This window comes from Limnobaculum parvum (assembly GCF_003096015.2).
Taxonomy (GTDB): domain Bacteria; phylum Pseudomonadota; class Gammaproteobacteria; order Enterobacterales; family Enterobacteriaceae; genus Limnobaculum; species Limnobaculum parvum.
Genome location: NZ_CP029185.2, coordinates 1,286,125 through 1,303,353, shown reverse-complemented (window position 1 = coordinate 1,303,353; position 17,229 = coordinate 1,286,125). Strand labels below are relative to the sequence as shown.

At 50.7% G+C, this 17,229-nt stretch carries 14 protein-coding genes; all 14 read right to left on the bottom strand.

The features are described from left to right. Positions 1–211: 211 nt before the first annotated feature. Entirely contained in the window at positions 212–679 is a 468-nt protein-coding gene (locus tag HYN51_RS05205) for a methyltransferase family protein (RefSeq protein WP_108901860.1), read from the bottom strand. Positions 680–689: 10 nt separating this feature from the next. Then, positions 690–2,003, bottom strand: a complete 1,314-nt coding sequence (gene menF / locus HYN51_RS05200) for an isochorismate synthase MenF (protein WP_108901859.1) — start codon at positions 2,001–2,003, stop codon at positions 690–692. A gap of 675 nt (positions 2,004–2,678) precedes the next feature. Continuing rightward, positions 2,679–4,136, bottom strand: a complete 1,458-nt coding sequence (gene nuoN, locus HYN51_RS05195; protein ID WP_108901858.1) for an NADH-quinone oxidoreductase subunit NuoN — start codon at positions 4,134–4,136, stop codon at positions 2,679–2,681. 6 nt (positions 4,137–4,142) lie between these two features. Further along, entirely contained in the window at positions 4,143–5,675 is a 1,533-nt protein-coding gene (nuoM, locus tag HYN51_RS05190) for an NADH-quinone oxidoreductase subunit M (protein WP_108901857.1), read from the bottom strand. 74 nt (positions 5,676–5,749) lie between these two features. Further along, the gene (gene nuoL, locus HYN51_RS05185; RefSeq protein ID WP_108901856.1) at positions 5,750–7,597 is read right to left on the bottom strand and encodes an NADH-quinone oxidoreductase subunit L; all 1,848 of its coding nucleotides are present in this window, start codon (positions 7,595–7,597) and stop codon (positions 5,750–5,752) included. Further along, positions 7,594–7,896, bottom strand: coding sequence for an NADH-quinone oxidoreductase subunit NuoK (gene nuoK / locus HYN51_RS05180; protein WP_108901855.1), 303 nt, complete (start codon positions 7,894–7,896; stop codon positions 7,594–7,596). The genes nuoL and nuoK overlap by 4 nt, the downstream gene beginning before the upstream one ends. Continuing rightward, a complete protein-coding gene (gene nuoJ, locus HYN51_RS05175) occupies positions 7,893–8,423 on the bottom strand; it encodes an NADH-quinone oxidoreductase subunit J (protein ID WP_108901854.1) in 531 nt (176 codons plus the stop codon). Before nuoJ ends, nuoK begins: the two co-directional genes overlap by 4 nt. Before the next feature lie 11 nt (positions 8,424–8,434). After that, on the bottom strand, positions 8,435–8,977 hold the full coding sequence (gene nuoI, locus HYN51_RS05170; protein ID WP_108901853.1) for an NADH-quinone oxidoreductase subunit NuoI: 543 nt from the start codon (positions 8,975–8,977) through the stop codon (positions 8,435–8,437). A gap of 13 nt (positions 8,978–8,990) precedes the next feature. Next, positions 8,991–9,968, bottom strand: a complete 978-nt coding sequence (gene nuoH / locus HYN51_RS05165; protein ID WP_108901852.1) for an NADH-quinone oxidoreductase subunit NuoH — start codon at positions 9,966–9,968, stop codon at positions 8,991–8,993. Next, the gene (gene nuoG / locus HYN51_RS05160; RefSeq protein WP_108902175.1) at positions 9,965–12,706 is read right to left on the bottom strand and encodes an NADH-quinone oxidoreductase subunit NuoG; all 2,742 of its coding nucleotides are present in this window, start codon (positions 12,704–12,706) and stop codon (positions 9,965–9,967) included. Before nuoG ends, nuoH begins: the two co-directional genes overlap by 4 nt. Before the next feature lie 109 nt (positions 12,707–12,815). Next, complete coding sequence (gene nuoF, locus HYN51_RS05155) at positions 12,816–14,183, bottom strand: NADH-quinone oxidoreductase subunit NuoF (RefSeq protein ID WP_108901851.1); 1,368 nt, start codon at positions 14,181–14,183, stop codon at positions 12,816–12,818. Continuing rightward, complete coding sequence (gene nuoE / locus HYN51_RS05150; protein ID WP_108901850.1) at positions 14,180–14,665, bottom strand: NADH-quinone oxidoreductase subunit NuoE; 486 nt, start codon at positions 14,663–14,665, stop codon at positions 14,180–14,182. The genes nuoF and nuoE overlap by 4 nt, the downstream gene beginning before the upstream one ends. 2 nt (positions 14,666–14,667) lie before the next feature. Continuing rightward, complete coding sequence (gene nuoC / locus HYN51_RS05145) at positions 14,668–16,464, bottom strand: NADH-quinone oxidoreductase subunit C/D (RefSeq protein WP_108901849.1); 1,797 nt, start codon at positions 16,462–16,464, stop codon at positions 14,668–14,670. 80 nt (positions 16,465–16,544) lie between these two features. Then, positions 16,545–17,219, bottom strand: coding sequence for a NuoB/complex I 20 kDa subunit family protein (locus tag HYN51_RS05140; RefSeq protein WP_108901848.1), 675 nt, complete (start codon positions 17,217–17,219; stop codon positions 16,545–16,547). Between the last annotated feature and the right edge of the window lie 10 nt (positions 17,220–17,229).

Below are 17,229 nucleotides of genomic sequence, written 5' to 3'. Positions count from 1 at the left end.
AAACCACCCGTTGGAGGTCGATATAAAATAGCGGAAAAAGCAGCAGTCGTTCCTGCATGCCGCATTTAGCGCCGTTAAAAGTGACTAACTCATTGATAAATGATAGACGATAATGGAATAACCACGAGTGGTAATAATACGCGTTGAATAGGGTATTGGCGTTCTGACGAGAAAAGCGAATAAAGTAACGATGTTATACAGAAACGGTTTATCAGAGCCAGCGGCGTACCCTACGCTGATAATCCTGATAACGCTGTCCAAACAACGCCCCCAGAGCCCTTTCCTCAGGAATAATCTGAAAGCGAGTAATATATAAGATAAACACGAATACCCCCACCAGCCCCAACAGGTTCCCCAGCCAAAAACAGGCACTCAGCAGCAATAACGCTAACGCCAGATACATCGGATTACGGGAAAAAGCATACAGGCCGCTATCGACCAGAGTCGTGGCTGAATTTACGTTGATGGGATTTACCGTGGTCTTCGCACGATAGAACATTGTCAGGCTGGATAATCCAATGATACCGGATGCCAGAAAACAGACGCCAGACACGATCGGCATAAGCGTAGATTCCGTTTTGAATGCCGGAAAACACCAATGAATAAAGCCAATAAATAACAAAGAAACACTAAAAATAATCGGCGGTGGAAAACGCAACTCCAGTGCTAAACATCGCATGACTGACCTTTTATTCTTCCAGCAGCGTTCTCAATCCTGCCGCTTTATTCTCTATTTCCAGCCACTCCTGCTCTGGATCGGAACCCGCGACAATACCGGCTCCGGCATACAGGTGAATATTACTGCCTTCTACCAGCGCAGAACGCAGAGAAACAGCGAACTCGGTTTGGTTCAAAGAGATATACCCGGCAGAACCGGCATACCAATCGCGAGTAAAAGGTTCGTGCTGCAAAATAAACTGGCGGGCAGGCTCACGAGGAAGTCCGGCTACTGCCGCCGTTGGCTGTAATCGTTGCAGGCTGTCGGCATCATTAGCCACCGCCAGCTCCGCATGAATGCAGCGACGCAGATGCTGTACTTTGCGTAAACGAACGATTTCCGCAGGCAAAACGTCAATAGCCAGAATACCGCCGTGCAGCCGCTGGCAAATATCATCTACCACCAGTAGGTTTTCATGCTGGTTCTTTTTGTCCTGCATGAGCCAGTCACCCAGCTGTTTAGCCTGTTGGTTATCTGATGAACTGGCTACGGTACCCGCCAGCGCTTCGGTCGTCAGATGCTGACCAACCCGCAAAAACAGACATTCCGGAGAGGAGCCTAAAAATGCGGTTTTATCATTCATTCGCATCATAAAATGGAAGCAATGGTGATTTACTTTCTCACTGGCATTAAGAAAAGCCGCTGGGTTTAGGGGTTCATTTAGCGATAGCGTTGACTTACGGGCCAACACCACTTTCTCAAACTGCCCCTGTTGAATGGCTTCCAACGCCTGATTTAACAGATCGCACCACCCCTGCTTTTCTGGCTGATGCTGCACCGAATTAACGTTTACATTAAGTACCGGTAACGGCCTGGAGGTGGTTAACTGCTCGATAGTTTTCTGTGCAATAGCCACGTCGTCAGCCAGTGAGGTTTCGCTGTAAAGGTTCACCACCAGCTTGCCGCCATCCATATCCCGCAACAGCTCAATACGAGGCAGAAATAACGCACTTTTTGGCGTGTTTAATGACGGGGTTTCTACCTGATCGAACGTATTCAGCCCCCAGATACGCATATCGGCGACATCATTAGTCATCAAAAAATAACGGGCTGAATCCGCATCGTTAAAGCGGATCACTTCACCACACACCGCCGCCTCTTCCAGATCGTCACGCTGACGCCAGTAAAACTGGGGGAAAATGGGCTGAGCCGCAAGCCAGCTGAGTAACGAGGTACGTTGCTGAAGCGTGAGGGAAACGGTAATACGCTCCCGACCTGGTTCCGGGCGAGCAACTTCTTGCAGGCGCTTATGCAGTTGCTTCACCAGTTCAGATATTTGCTTCACTACAACCTCTCGGAGATAAAACTTAAACCAACGGATTATACGGTGGATTGGATTGAAAATCAGATAAAAATAGATTGTCGCACAGGGTCATTTTTAAAAACGAACTATTAATCAAAATTGGCTTTTGGGGATATTCCGGCCGTAATGATTGTGTGCCTATACCATCATCGTGCCCGGCCGGAAGACCATCGGTACTTGGCATTGGTGTACATCGGGCCTAGATTCCCTAGGGGCAGTTATGAAACACCTTGCGGGCCAGCGCAAGCGCTGTTCAAACAGGCTTTCGCCTGTTTGTCGTTGGCTTACGCCAAGTCGACCCCAACGGCAATCTCTCCCGATGTTTGGCAATGCAATAGTTAGTCTTAAGGCATTTCTGTATGGAAACTAAATCCACCATCAAACAAATATCGGCTTAAAGGCCGATATTTCAAATTAACCGTAAAAGTTGACCGTCGGGAGAGACGGATGTTGGGGCCGTAGCAGCTTTAGCTGCCGGATCGCCCCTAACCCGGCTAGGCCCGACGCACACTGAAGCTAAGTGTATGGCCCTACCGACCGTGCACAACGTCAATATACGCTCATAGTCTTTACGGTCGGAATATCCACTGAAACGGATACCTATAAATTAAAAATACCGGCCAAAATCGCCGGTATTTTCATCACAACAACTATCTATTACATCATCGGAAACGCATACCGCGCCAGCTTAATCAGCGGCTCCGGATACAAACCGAAGAACAGCACTGCCAGTGCCGACAGCAGAACCACCACACCACCGGCGGTTAACGCCCAGTTGCTTGGCGTATCACGTTGACGCTCTTGCGGCGCTTCCAGATACAGGCTGACCATAGTACGCAGATAGTAGTAAAGACCAATCGCACTACCTACCACTACCGTGACGGTTAACCACCACAGGTCAGCGCTCACACCGATTGCGATAACATAGAACTTACCAATAAAACCCAACGTCATCGGCACACCGGCCAGAGACAGCATCATCACGGTTAACACCGCAGACAGAATTGGCTTATGCCAGAACAGGCCGCGATAAGCATACAGAGACTCAGCGTCCGGGCCGGTATACGGGCTGGACATCAGACTGACCACACCAAAGGCACCCAGACTAGCAAACAGATAACCCGCCAGATAGACGTTGATGGTTTCAATCGACAATTGATGCCCCTGAACCGCAATCAGCGCTACCAGCAGGTAGCCCAAGTGAGCGATAGAAGAGTAACCCAGCATCCGCTTAATGTTGCTTTGGGTCAGTGCCAGAATGTTACCAAACAGGATGGAACAGAAGGCAATAATCGCCAGCACGGTACGAACCGACTCACCATCAGCTATCGGTGCATACATGAACATCCGCACCAGCGCCCCGAAGATAGCAATCTTACTGGCGGTTGCCAGAAAGGTTGATACCGGCGCCGGAGCACCTTGATAAACGTCTGGCGTCCAAAGTTGGAACGGCACCAGCGACAGCTTAAAGCCGAAGCCAACCAGCATCATCCCCAGACCAACAATCAGCAGCGGTTGATGCAGCACTTTATCGCTCATGCTGTGACCCAGATCGGCGAAAGACAAACCACCGGTTCCCGCATACAGCAGCGCCATACCAAACAGCAAGAATGAAGAGGCCGCAGCAGACAGCACCATATATTTAATTGACGCTTCCAGTGAGCGACGCTGGCGATAGGCATAACCCACCAGACCAAACAGCGGCAGTGAAAGCAGTTCAATACCAATAAACAGCGATGCCAAATGGTTAGCACTGGCTAATACTACCCCACCCAATGCGGCAATCAGCACCAGCAGATAAAACTCTTCTTTATTATCCGGGTAGCCGCTCAGCCATGGGTAAGCGAAGGTACAGGTTGCCAGACTCGCCAGCAGCACCAGTGCGGTGAAAAAGATTGAGAATCCGTCAATTCGTAACAGCGGGGTCACATCCGTTGCCGGTTGCTGTGCAACAATAAACAGCGACAGCAGCGCAACGTTAAGGCCAATAACCGTAATCGTTGCATTAAGGAAGTGATCGCGTCGCCACGCAATGGACAGCATCACAACCACCACGGTCAATCCAACGATTAACAGCGGTAATAGAGAAAGCATATGTTGTGCAGTTAGTGTCATGGCGATTTACTTTCCTATAGACATGTCTGGAGATACGGAGGCCGCAGCGTTGTACCATTGAGAAATGGTGCTCACCGCAGAGTGTGACGTATCCAGAACCGGCTGAGGGTAAACGCCTAACAGTACCAGTAACACCACCAGTAACAGCACCATGGACAGCTCGCGCACGTTCATGCCTGCAATGGGTTTATCAGATTTTGGTGCACCGTAATAAGCACGTTGCATCATAACCAGTGAGTAAACTGATGCGAATACCAAACCAAACGTTGCCACCACGGTAATAACCGGAACTACCGGATAGCTTCCAAACAGAATCATGAATTCACCAACGAAGTTACCGGTTCCCGGCATACCCAAAGTCGCTACGGCAAAGAACAGCGACAGTGCTGGTAAATAACGAATACGCTTCCACAGACCGCCCATTTCACGCATATCGCGAGTATGCAGACGCTCATACAGTTGACCACTGATGATAAACATCCCCGCCGCCGACAGACCGTGAGCAATCATCTGTACCACCGCACCCTGATAAGCCAACACGCTGCCGCTATAGATAGCGATCATCACGAAGCCCATATGGGAAATACTGGTGTAAGCGATCAAACGTTTAATATCGGTCTGAACAAACGCCATCCATGCACCGTAGAAGATCCCCAACACACCCAGCCACATGGCAATTGGTGCGAACGCGTGAGACGCCTCCGGGAAGAACGGCAGACTGAAACGCAGCAAGCCATAAGCCGCAGTCTTCAACAGCAGACCCGCAAGGTCAACAGAACCTGCGGTTGGCGCCTGACTGTGCGCGTCCGGCAACCAGCCATGCAGTGGCACGACCGGCATTTTCATCGCAAAGGCGATAAAGAAGCCCAGCATCAGCATAAACTGTACTTCGTAGGACATTGGCGTATTCAGCAAGTCTTCATAGTTGAAGGTCATCACGCCAGTGGCTTTGAAGTGAACAAACACCAGACCAACGATGGCAATCAACATGAACAGACTACTGGCCTGCGCATAGATAAAGAATTTAGTCGCAGCGCTAATGCGGGTTTTACCGTCAGATCCTTTATGCCCCCAGAGAGCAATCAGGAAGTACATCGGAACCAGCATAATCTCCCAGAAGAAGAAGAACAGGAACATATCGACCGCTAGGAACACCCCCATTACCCCGCCAAGAATCCACAGCAGGTTTAAATGGAAGAAACCCTGAGAGCGCTGACCCTCTGTCCATGAACAGAGGATAGCCAGCAGCCCCAGAAAAGCCGTCAATACAACCATCAGCAGTGACAGACCATCTAATGCCAGATGGATCTGAATGCCAAGGCTTGGGATCCAGTCTACGCGGAATGGTTCAGCCAGCCACATGTTCTGCGGCGAAGTGACGGTAAAACCGCTCTCCATCCACAGATACAGGGAGAGAACCAGCGTTAACCCCATCGATATCAGCGCAACATAACGAGGCACTTGTTTACCTAAGCGCTCGCTCGGCCAGCAAAGGAAGCCGCCGATAAAGGGTAAAAGTATTAGCCAAGGTAGTAGCATGGCGTTTTATGTCCTTTATTTGAATAAGCTTTATTTGAAAAACTACAAAATTTTTCTTTTGTTAAGTTATTCAGTTAAACCCACAATAACAGAGCCAATACGACCACTGCACCCAAAGCCATTGACGCGGCGTACCAGCGCAACAGACCATTTTCACTGACCACCATCGTACGATTACATAAGCGGACAAACATCGCCGTCAGGTTCATCAGAGAGTTCAGCGGATCGCGCTGTAACAACTTCGCCACGGCCAGATAAGGCTTAACAAACACCTTGTCATACAGCCAGTCAAAGCCCCACGCGTTATACCACCAAGTAGAGAGCAGTTTGCCCGGTGCGCTTTGTGCAATGCTGGTAACCAGTTGACGTTTGCCCAGATACAGCACCGCAGCCAGTAAGATACCGACAATCGCCACACCACCGGAGATCATCTCTAACATCAGTTTGCCTTCTTCAGGCCACTCGTGAACCGGTAATACACCGTTCAGCGGCAGCGCAAGGAAAGCGCCCACAGCGGTTGATAACACCAACAGCACCACCAGCGGTAACGAATGAGAAATCCCACCCACTGAATGCGCTTCGGTTTTCTCTTCACCGTGGAACACAATAAAGATCATGCGGAAGGTATACAGCGAAGTCAGGAACGCCCCGACTAAACCTGCCAGCATTAAGTTAAAGTGGCCTGATGCATAGGCTTCAAACAGGATCTTATCCTTACTAAAGAAGCCAGACGTGACCATTGGTAATGCAGACAGTGCCGCACCACCCACCAGGAAGCAAACATACACCAGAGGGATCTTCTTACGTAATCCGCCCATTTTGAAAATGTTTTGCTCATGGTGGCAAGCCAGAATCACCGAGCCGGATGACAGGAATAACAGCGCTTTAAAGAAAGCGTGAGTCATCAGGTGGAAGATTGCTGCGTCCCATGCCTGTACGCCCAGCGCCAGGAACATGTAACCCAGCTGACTCATGGTTGAGTAGGCCAGAACACGTTTAATATCGGTTTGAACCAATGCGGCAAAACCGGCCAGCAACAAGGTCACACCGCCGATCACACCCACCAGATTCAGTACCTCTGGCGTCAGCAGGAACAGACCGTTAGTACGGGCAATCAGATAAACACCCGCGGTAACCATGGTCGCGGCGTGGATCAGAGCAGAAACCGGTGTTGGCCCCGCCATCGCATCGGCCAACCAGGTTTGTAACGGTAACTGTGCTGATTTACCCACTGCACCACCCACTAACATCAGGGTTGCCCAGTTCAGCGCCGTTGAACCTGCCGCAAATTTCTGCGGAGCCAGTTCCAGCATCTCACGAATATTCAGCGTACCCAGTTCGTGGAACAGGATAAACAGACCAATCGCCAAGAACACGTCACCCACACGGGTCACGATAAAGGCTTTCATGGCCGCTGCGCCATTGTTTGGATTGGTATAGTAGAAACCAATTAACAGGTAACTACACAGCCCTACCCCTTCCCAGCCGAGATACATCAGCAGTAAGTTGTCGGCCAGTACCAAAACCACCATGCTGGCGATAAACAGGTTGGTATAAGCAAAGAAACGGGAATACCCCTCTTCACCACGCATATACCATGAGGCATACAGGTGAATGAAGAAGCCTACGCCTACTACCACTGACAGCATGGTGACCGACAGGCTATCCAGCGTTAACGTCACGCTGATATCGAAGTTATCCACTTTCATCCAGGTCCAGAGTACCTGTTGAGATACTTCTGCCGGATTGCCCTGAGAGACAAAGCTATAAACTATCCACGCCGTAACCAGAGCTGCCAGACCGATAGAACCCACACCCACCGTAGCAGAAGTGTTCTCAGACCAGCGACCGCGGGAGAATGCCAGCAGCAAAAAGCCCAGCAGCGGTAGCAAAATTGTTAGATATAGTAGGTTCTGGTTCATCCGCGCATCTCACTGACAGAGTCGACATTCAGGGTTTGACGACGACGATGAAGCTGTAATAACAGCGCCAGACCAATACTGGCCTCTGCCGCTGCAAGGCTAATCACCAGAATGTACATCACCTGTCCATCCGGCTGTTGCCAAAAGCTACCCGCCACTACAAACGCCAACGCTACGGCGTTGATCATGATTTCCAGGCTGATCAGCATGAATAACAAATTACGACGGATCAGCAGCCCGGCCAGACCCAGCGCGAACAGAATCGCCGCCAGTATCAGACCATGTTCCAATGGGATCATGCTTGTTCCTCCGTTTTGTTAATCGACGCTTCAGCACTCTTGTTCTCACGACCTAAGTGGTAAGCAACAACAAGACCTGCTAACAGCAGCATAGAAGCCAGTTCAACGGCAAGAACGTAAGGACCGAACAGGCTCACACCTACTCGTTTCGCGTCTACCATATCCCCATAAATAGGTTGACCCGCTGCGCTATAGATACCAATGCACAGGATCACTAACAGCACCAGACACAGTGCCGCAGGGCCAAGCCATACACCGGGTTTCAGCCACTCGCGCTCCTGATGAGCAACCGAATCACCCAGATTCAGCATCATCACCACGAACACGAACAGCACCATAATGGCCCCGGCGTAAACGATAATTTCAAGCGCACCGGCAAAGTAGGCTCCCAGCGAGAAGAACACGCAGGAAATAGCCAGCAGCGAGACGATTAAAAACAGCAGCGCATGCACCGGATTGGTATGTGTAATCACCCTTAGCGTTGCCAGAACGGCAATGGCCGCTGAAATATAAAATGCAACTTCCACGTTCCGCTCCTTTAGGGTAAAAGACTTTTCAGGTCGATTGGTTTAGATTCGTTTTCCGCTTCGCCTTTACCCTTGCCGTCAATCGCCATACCAGACATACGGTAGAAGCTATACTCAGGGTATTTACCCGGGCCAGAAATCAGCAGATCTTCTTTTTCATACACCAGATCCTGACGTTTAAAGTCAGCCATTTCAAAGTCTGGCGTTAGCTGAATTGCCGTCGTCGGACACGCTTCTTCACACATGCCGCAGAAAATGCAGCGTGAGAAGTTAATGCGGAAAAACTCCGGATACCAACGACCATCCTGCATCTCGGCTTTTTGCAGCGAGATACAGCCAACCGGACAGGCAACCGCACACAGGTTACAGGCAACGCAACGCTCTTCCCCATCAGGATCGCGAGTCAGAACAATACGACCACGGTAACGAGGTGGGACGTAAATAGGTACATCCGGGTACATTCTCGTGTCACGCTTATGAAACGCGTGCAGGAAAATCATCCACAGACTGCGCAGTTGGGTACCGAAACCAACCACTAACTCTTTTAATGTCATGGTTATCTCTCCCTTATTGCGCTTTGATCAGAATGATGGCCGCGGTAACCAGCAGGTTCAACAGCGTCAACGGCAAGCAAACGCGCCAGCCAAAAGACATCACCTGGTCATAACGTGGACGAGGCAATGATGCCCGCACCAGAATAAACATCATCATGAAGAAGCCGGTTTTCAGTGCAAACCACAAGATTGGTGGTAAGAACGGCCCCTGCCAGCCACCAAAGAACAGCGTCACAATTAAGGCAGAAATAGTGACGATACCGACGTATTCACCCACGAAGAACAGACCGAACTTCATACCGGAATATTCAATGTGGTAACCGTCAGCCAGTTCCTGTTCCGCTTCCGGCTGGTCAAATGGATGACGGTGACATACTGCGATGCCCGCTATCACAAAGGTGACAAAGCCAAAGAACTGCGGAATCACAAACCAGACGTCAGCCTGTGCTTCTACGATATCGCGCATGTTAAACGAGCCGGTCACCGCAACAATACCCATTAGCGACAAGCCCAGGAACACTTCATAGCTCAGGGTTTGCGCCGAGGCGCGCATGGCACCTAACAGTGCATATTTGTTGTTACTTGACCAGCCTGCAAACAGCACCGCATAGACCGCCAGACCTGCCAGCATAAAGAAAAACAGAATGCCGATATTCAGGTCAGATACGCCCCAGGTCGGGGTAACCGGTACGATAGCGAAAGCCAGTAGCATTGAGCTGAAGGCGATAATCGGTGCCAGAGTAAAGATCATCTTGTCAGAGAAGTTGGGAACCCAGTCCTCTTTGAAGAACATCTTGATCATGTCCGCTACGATTTGCAGTGAACCAAACGGCCCTACGCGGTTTGGTCCATAACGATCCTGAAACAGAGATAACAGGCGGCGCTCACCGAAACTCATCAGTGCACCGCAAGTTACCACCACCAGCAGGATCACTACTGCTTTACCGATAGCAATCAGAGTATCCGTCACTTCCGGAGTCAGCCAACTCATACCGTCGTCTCCTTCAGGTTGTCAACGCGCTTGCCAACCAGAGCAGGAGAAATGCCCGGTAAGCCCAAAGGCAGACCAATAAAGCCCACTTCCAGCGCATCGCTGATTCTCACCGGCAGCTTCAGCTCGGAACCTTCGCAGCTGAACGCCACTACCGAACCAACCTTGACGCTCAGTTTGGCGGCGTCTTGTGGATTCAGCATCACATAAGCCGCTGGCATACGTTGCTGAATCACATCGGAACGCTGTGACATTTCGTCACTGCCAAACAGATGGTAATAAGGTGCGACCTGCCAGCTGTTTTCGCCGTTAGCCGCTACATTCACTACCGCATCAAAATAGGCCAGTTCGCCGCTTTCCGCTTTCTCAATCAGACGTACGCCCGGATCGCCAGAACGCAGTTTCCCACCCACTTCAGACTGGAATTTGTTCCACGCCTGCGGTGAGTTCCAGCCTGGAGCCCAGGCAAACGGGATTTGCTGACGATCGGCTTCAGGTGCGCTATAGCCTTCCATTGAATAAGCAAAGGCGGTGTCATTATCCTGAGGCTGACGTTTTTCATGCACGCTGACATCGGCCATCATTGCGGTACGACCGCTGTAACGATGAGGCTCACGGGCAATTTTTAGACCTTTAATACGGAATGACGCATCCGGTGCGGCGTTAACAATACCCGCCAACGGTGGGAATTCTTGTGCTACCGCGCTAACCACATGATCCAACAACGTCCAGTCAAGGCGACGGCTGTTATACACGCTGTCTAGCGAGTGCAGCCAGCGCCAGCTTTCCAGAATATAGCTCTTATGGGCAGGATCTTTATCGTAAAACGATGGCTCATAAACCTGGAAGAAGCGTTGAGCGCGGCCTTCCTGATTCACCAGCGTACCGTCGCTTTCTGCGAAGCTTGCCGCGGAAAGAATCAGGGTCGCTTTATCCATCACATCTGTTCGCTGATGGTCAACAACGATGAGATTTTCGACTTTGGCCAGTGCCGCATCAATACGCGCTCGGGAAGCATGACGGTATAGGTCATTCTCCATCACGATTAAGGTATCGGCTTCACCGCTTTCAATTTGAGTCAGCGCCTCATCAATGGAGCTACCACCCATCATTGCCACACCCATGCTGTTGGCTTCTGCCGCAACAAAGGTGATACCGGTTTCTAGACCCTGCTTTTTCAGCGCCAGCGCGATATTGGTTGCTGCCCGAATAATCTCTTCGCTGCCAGCACCGCTGCCGGTAACGATTAATGGCTTTCTGGCACCGGATAACGCCTGAACGATGATATCGACTTTACCTTTTAGCGATGCCGATAAATCCGCTACCGCTGGCGCAGAACTGTCAATACCGTGAGCAATGGCAAAGCCTAAACGCGCCTGCTCAGCAACGGAAGCGCTGTAGTTCCAAGCGGCAACATCATCAAGTCGAGTGCTATCAACGTTGGTAACAAACAGCGGATATTTCGCATGTTGACCAATGTTTTGTACCGCGGCAATTTGCCAGTCGGCAACGCGCTGGGCTGCAGCCATCTCGCGCGCTTTGCCTTTCACGGCCTGACGCAGTGCCAGAGCAATACGTGCACCGGTTTGAGTGACATCTTCACCCAGTACCAGCACCGCATCATAGCCTTCCATTTCGCGCAATGAAGGGGTATATAAACCGCTTTCACGCATCACTTTCTGCATCAGTTGAACCCGGGCTAACTCCCCGGCTTCCATACCGCTGGAATAGTTTTCAGCACCGACCAACTGACGTAACGCATAGTTACTTTCCAGACTGGCGCGTGGTGAGCCAATACCGATGGTTTTCTTAGACTGACGCAGAACGTCTGCGGCACCTTCCATCGCCTGTTCCGGATTCAGGTGAATCCAGTCCTGACCGCGTAACTGCTGCGGACTGCGTGGACGATCTTTCAGGTTAACGTAACCATAGCCAAAACGACCACGGTCACATAAGAAATAGTGGTTTACCGTGCCGTTGTAACGGTTCTCAATCCGGCGCAATTCACCATAACGTTCTCCCGGGCTGGTATTACAGCCGACGCTACACTGCTGGCAAATGCTTGGGGCAAACTGCATATCCCATTTACGGTTGTAGCGCTCGGAGTGAGTCTTATCGGTGAATACACCGGTAGGACAGACTTCCACCAGATTACCTGAGAATTCGCTTTCTAGGGTGCCGTCCTCCGGACGCCCGAAGTAGACGTTGTCATGGGAACCATATACGCCAAAGTCTTCACCGCCCGCGTAATCTTTGTAATAACGAACACAGCGATAACAGGCAATACAGCGGTTCATTTCATGATTAATGAAAGGCCCCAACTCCTGATTGTTGTGCGTACGCTTATTAAAACGATATTTACGGAAGCTATGACCGGACATTACGGTCATATCTTGTAAATGACAGTTTCCGCCCTCCTCACAGACCGGACAGTCGTGAGGGTGGTTTACCATTAAGAACTCCACGACGGCTTCGCGGAATTTTTTGGCTTCTTCATCTTCAATAGCGATATAGCTACCGTCAGATGCCGGTGTCATACATGACATTACCAAACGCCCGCGTTTATCATCAGGCCCCTGGAACTGCTTAACCGCACATTGGCGGCAAGCGCCGACGCTACCGAGCGCCGGATGCCAGCAAAAGTAAGGAATATCGAGGCCCAGTGAGAGACATGCTTGCAGCAGGTTCTCGGCACCATTAACTTCGTATTCTTCGCCGTCTACATGAATCGTTGCCATAGTCAGCATGCTTCCTGTAGCCCGCAACAGCGGGCATATAACTTAAAAAATTCGTTCCCGGATCGTCGTCATACTTTTATAAATAAAGAGATATAAGTAGATGACGTTATTACCAACGCTGCTTCAGCAGGTTTGGCTGGATCCCGGCGATTGGATTCAGGTTACTAAAAGTTTTTACTTTAATACCCGCTTCAAACTCTTCACGGAAATACTTAATCGCGCTCTGTAATGGCTCAACGGCTCCCGGTGCCAAGGCACAGAAGGTATGGCCCGGCGACAGAAAACGGCACAGTTGTTCAAGGGTTTCAACATCCCCCGGCTGGCCTTCGCCTTTTTCCAGTGCGGTCAGAATTTTCACGCTCCACGGTAAACCGTCACGGCACGGGGTACACCAGCCGCAGGATTCGCGCGCGAAGAATTCTTCGAGATTGCGAGTCAATCCAACCATACTAATTTTGTCATCAACGGCCATCGCCAAGGCGGTACCTAAACGGCTGCCGGCTTTTGCTATATTGGCAAAGTCCATTGGTAAATCGAGGTGTGCTTCGGTCAGAAAATCGGTTCCTGCACCACCCGGCTGCCAAGCTTTCAGCTTCAGACCATCCTGCATACCACCGGCATAATCTTCCAGCAGTTCACGCGCGGTAATACCGAAAGGCAATTCCCACAGGCCCGGATTCTTCACCCGCCCTGAGAAGCCCATCAGTTTAGTCCCCGCATCTTGACTCTTACCGGCAGATAATCCGCGATACCATTCTGGACCGTGCTGAACAATAGAAGGCACGTTGCACAAGGTTTCTACGTTGTTTACGCAGGTTGGTTTACCCCATGCACCCGAAGTGGCCGGGAACGGAGGCTTAGAGCGAGGGTTAGCACGACGGCCTTCCAGTGAGTTAATCAATGCGGTTTCTTCACCACAGATATAACGCCCTGCACCAGTGTGCACAAACAGTTCAAAATCAAACCCGCTGCCTAAAATGTTCTTGCCCAAGAAACCGGCTTTTTTCGCCTCTTCAATGGCACGACGCAGGTGGTCGGCTGCTTCAATATATTCGCCACGCAGGAAGATATAACCGCGATAGGCTTTCAGAGCAAAACCACCAATCAGCATACCTTCAACCAGCAGATGAGGCAGTTGCTCCATCAGCAGACGGTCTTTATAAGTGCCCGGTTCCATCTCATCTGCGTTACACAGGATATAACGGACATTCATGCTTTCGTCTTTCGGCATCAGGCTCCACTTAAGACCGGTGGAGAAACCTGCGCCGCCGCGACCGCTTAAGCCTGAGTCTTTGACGGTAGAAACCACGTCATCCGGCGCCATTCCCTTCAGGGCTTTTTCCGCACCGACATAACCGCTTTTGCTACGGTACTCATCAAACCATACCGGCTGCTGGTCAGCACGCAGGCGCCAAGTCAGCGGATGTTGCTCTTCCGTCAGGATACGTTGAGGTCCTAAAAATGTTGGCCCGCTCATTGATATTGCTCCAGTAGTTTCTCAATATCTTCCGGTTTCAGATGTTCGTGAGTGTCCTCGTCGATCATCATACTTGGCCCTTTGTCACAGTTACCTAAACAGCAGGTTGGCAACAGGGTGAAACGTCCATCAAAGGTGGTTTGGCCCGGCTTGATCTCCAGCTTTCTCTCAAGCGCGGCCTGAATCGCCTTATAGCCATTGATGTAACACACTACGCTGTCGCAGTAGCGAATCACATGACGACCAACCGGGCGACGATAAATCTGGCTGTAGAAAGTGGCTACACCCTCTACGTCACTGGCAGGAATGCCTAACACATCAGCAATTGCCCCAATGGCACCATCAGGAACCCAGCCGCGTTTCTTCTGCACCAGCTTCAGTGCTTCAATCGATGCCGCGCGCGGATCTTCGTAATGATGTTTCTCGTGCTCAATGGCTTCGAGCTCTTCCGCACTCAGCGTGAAAATTTCTTTATCGGTCATAACTAGCGATCCACGTCTGACATAACAAAATCAATACTACCCAGATAGACAATTAAGTCTGATACCAGGCAGCCACGAATGACGGACGGGATCTGCTGCAGATGCGCATAGCTTGGCGTACGAACCCGGGTACGGTAGCTCATGGTGCCGCCGTCGCTGGTCAAATAGTAGCTATTGATCCCTTTGGTGGCTTCCACCATGCTGAACGATTCGTTCGCAGGCATGACCGGACCCCATGACACTTGTAGGAAGTGAGTAATCAGGGTTTCGATATGCTGCAATGAACGCTCTTTCGGCGGAGGCGTAGTCAGTGGATGGTCTGCTTTAAACGGCCCTTCAGGCATGTTATTCAGACACTGTTCCAGAATTCGCAGGCTCTGGCGTAGCTCTTCCACTTTCAGCATCACACGGTCATAGCAGTCGCCGTTATAGCTGATCGGTACTTCGAACTCGAAGTTTTCATAGCCAGAGTAAGGACGTGCTTTACGCACATCAAAGTCGACGCCCGTTGCACGCAGTCCGGCACCGGTAACACCCCAGGCCAGCGCTTCTTCCGCGCTGTACTGAGCCACACCCACAGTACGGCCTTTCAAAATGGTGTTTTGCAGCGCGGCTTTCACATAAGAATCAAGGCGCTTCGGCATCCAGTCGAGGAATTCTTTCAGCAGCTTCTCCCAGCCTTTTGGCAGGTCGTGAGCCACACCGCCAATACGGAACCAAGCCGGGTGCATACGGAAACCGGTAATGGCTTCAACGATGTCATAAATACGGGCGCGGTCACTAAAGGCGTAGAACACTGGCGTCATGGCACCAACGTCCTGAATATAAGTGGAGATATACAGCAGGTGGCTGTTAATACGAAACAGCTCAGACAGCATGACGCGGATGGTTTTCACCTTGTCCGGAACTTCAATGCCTGCCAGCTTCTCAACCGCCAGCACGTAAGGCATTTCGTTGATACAGCCACCAAGATATTCAATACGGTCAGTAAAAGGAATGTAGCTGTGCCATGATTGGCGTTCGCCCATTTTTTCTGCACCGCGGTGGTGATAACCGATATCCGGTACACAATCGACGATCTCTTCACCGTCTAACTGCATAATGATACGGAATGCACCGTGAGAAGATGGATGGTTAGGACCCAAGTTGAGGAACATGAAGTCCTCATTTTTGGTTCCGCGCTTCATACCCCATTGTTCAGGTTTGAAGGTCAGTGACTCCATCTCCAGATCTTCTTTGGCCTTGGTTAAGACGAAAGGATCGAATTCTGTCGCACGCGCCGGATAATCTTTACGCAGCGGATGCCCTTCCCAAGTGTCCGGCATCATGATACGACGCAGGTTTGGGTGACCATCAATAGTGATACCAAACATTTCCCAAGTTTCACGCTCATACCAGTTGGCGTTAGGGAAAATGCCGGTCACGGTCGGCACATGTAGATCGTTTTCCACCAAAGCGACTTTCAGCATAATGTCTTTATTACGCTCAACAGAAATCAGGTGGTAGAAAACGGAAAAATCCGCAGCCGGTAAACCGTTGCGGTGGGTACGTAAACGTTCATCCATACCATGCAAATCAAATAGCATGACATAGGGTTTGGGTTGCTTACGTAAAAAGGTCATTACCTCCAGAAGCTGTTCACGTTTAACCCACACCACCGGCACGCCAGTACGGGTAGGCTGAACGGTAAAGGCGTCTGGCCCAAAACGGTTGTGCAGTTCACCTATTACCGGATCATCGAGATGATCCCGTGTGTGCCAAGCGGGCTGGTCGCTCGCCTGCGTCATCGGTTCTGTCATAGTTGTTTTCGCCGCTCATTACTCAAATAAAATTCTGTGGCTAAAACACCCGCATAAATGGGCGAGTGTTTTGGCTAAAGTTAAATTTCGTCAGGGGTACGCAGATTCGTGACGGCAATGCGCTCAGCGCGCTTGCGTTCTTTTTCTGACTGCATCTCTTTGCGATACACGCCCTGCTCGCCAACCACCCAAGAGAGTGGACGACGTTCCTGACCGATAGAATCACGTAATAACAGGAGTGCCTGCATATAGGCTTCCGGACGCGGCGGACAACCGGGAATATACACATCAACCGGTATAAACTTATCAACGCCTTGTACTACGGAGTAGATGTCGTACATGCCGCCAGAGTTGGCACAGGCACCCATCGAGATAACCCATTTAGGTTCCAGCATCTGATCGTACAAACGCTGAATAACCGGTGCCATTTTGACGAAACAGGTACCGGCAACCACCATAAAGTCGGCCTGACGCGGAGAAGCACGCAGTACTTCCGCACCAAAGCGAGAAACGTCATGAACCGCGGTAAACGAGGTCACCATTTCAACGTAGCAACAGGACAGACCGAAGTTAAAAGGCCAGAGCGAGTTTTTACGCCCCCAGTTAACGACATCGTTCAGGGCAGTATCGAGCTTGCCCATAAAGATGCCTTTTTGGGCATCCTGTTCCAAGGGATCGGTGACTATTTCCTGTTTTTGTAGAGGATAACGATCGTTTTCACCGTCGAGATCTACGCGAGTGAGCGTATATTTCATCTTCAAGCCT